Below are 1056 nucleotides of genomic sequence, written 5' to 3' on the forward strand. Positions count from 1 at the left end.
CCTTACGCCAGCACGCCGAAGAACGCGCCGATGATGCCCACGACCATGGTGGCCACGATCAGCACCATGGGGTTGATCTTCTTGGACAGCAGCCAGTAGTACAGCCAGAAGGCGAGCATGCCGAGCATGCCGGGCATGATGCCGTCCAGGATGTCCTGGAGGGTCTGGGCGTCCTCGCCCGAGCCGATGGCCACCGGGATGCTGGCCCAGAACATGTCCTTGCACATGGCGCCCACGACCATGACGCCCACGATGCCCACGCAGGTCATGATCTTCTGCATGAGGCCGGTCCTCTGGGCCTCGTCCAGGAAGCCCACGCCCAGCTCGTAGCCCTTGACGGCGCCCCAGATGCGCAGCGCGAAGCCGGGGACGTTGTAGATGAGCAGGAAGGCGATGGGGCCGAAGGGGTTGCCGGCCTGGCACAGGCTGATGCCCACCGCGGCGGCGACCACGCGCAGCGTCGACAGGAAGATGGAGTCGCCGATGCCGGACAGCGGGCCCATGAGGGCGGCCTTGACGTCGTTGACGCTCTCGGGCTCGATCTCGCCGCGGGCGACCTTCTCCTCCATGGCCATCGCGATGCCGCCGACGAACGGGGCGAACTGGACGGTGATGTTGAAGAACGCGCAGTGGCGATGCAGGGCCTCGGCGTAGTCGTCGGGGCGGCCGGCGTAGATCTTCTTGAGCATGTTGGCGACCATCAGGCAGAAGGCGATGTTCATCTGCTTGTAGTAGGTCCAGGAGAACTCCATGCCCAGGGCGCCGACGTTGACGGCGCTCTTGACGAGGTCGGAGCGCGTGATCTTGTTCTCGGGACTAGAAGTCATCGTCCTCATCCCCTTCCGCGGAAAGCTGGGGCTGGGCTCCGCCCAGGCCGAGCAGGTCGAACTTGTCGATGCCGATGATGATGGCGATCAGGGCGACGCCCAGGACGGGCACGTTGGCGTAGGAGCACAGCAGGAAGCCCAGGAAGTAGAAGGGCACGAGCTGCTTGGTGAGCACCAGGCGGCCGAGCATGGCGAAGCCCATGGCCGGCAGGATGTTGGCGGCAACGCC

2 protein-coding genes are annotated in these 1056 nt (G+C 65.4%); both read right to left on the reverse strand.

Annotated features, from left to right (window positions below):
• Positions 1 to 2: 2 nt before the first annotated feature.
• On the reverse strand, positions 3 to 836 hold the full coding sequence (locus tag DWW12_RS09705; protein WP_117565064.1) for a PTS system mannose/fructose/sorbose family transporter subunit IID: 834 nt from the start codon (positions 834 to 836) through the stop codon (positions 3 to 5).
• The coding region (locus DWW12_RS09710) for a PTS sugar transporter subunit IIC (RefSeq protein WP_147324175.1) at positions 817 to 1056 on the reverse strand (240 nt) is incomplete at its 5' end. The genes DWW12_RS09710 and DWW12_RS09705, both read right to left, overlap by 20 nt.

The organism is Collinsella sp. AF14-35 (assembly GCF_003464565.1).
Classification (GTDB): domain Bacteria; phylum Actinomycetota; class Coriobacteriia; order Coriobacteriales; family Coriobacteriaceae; genus Collinsella.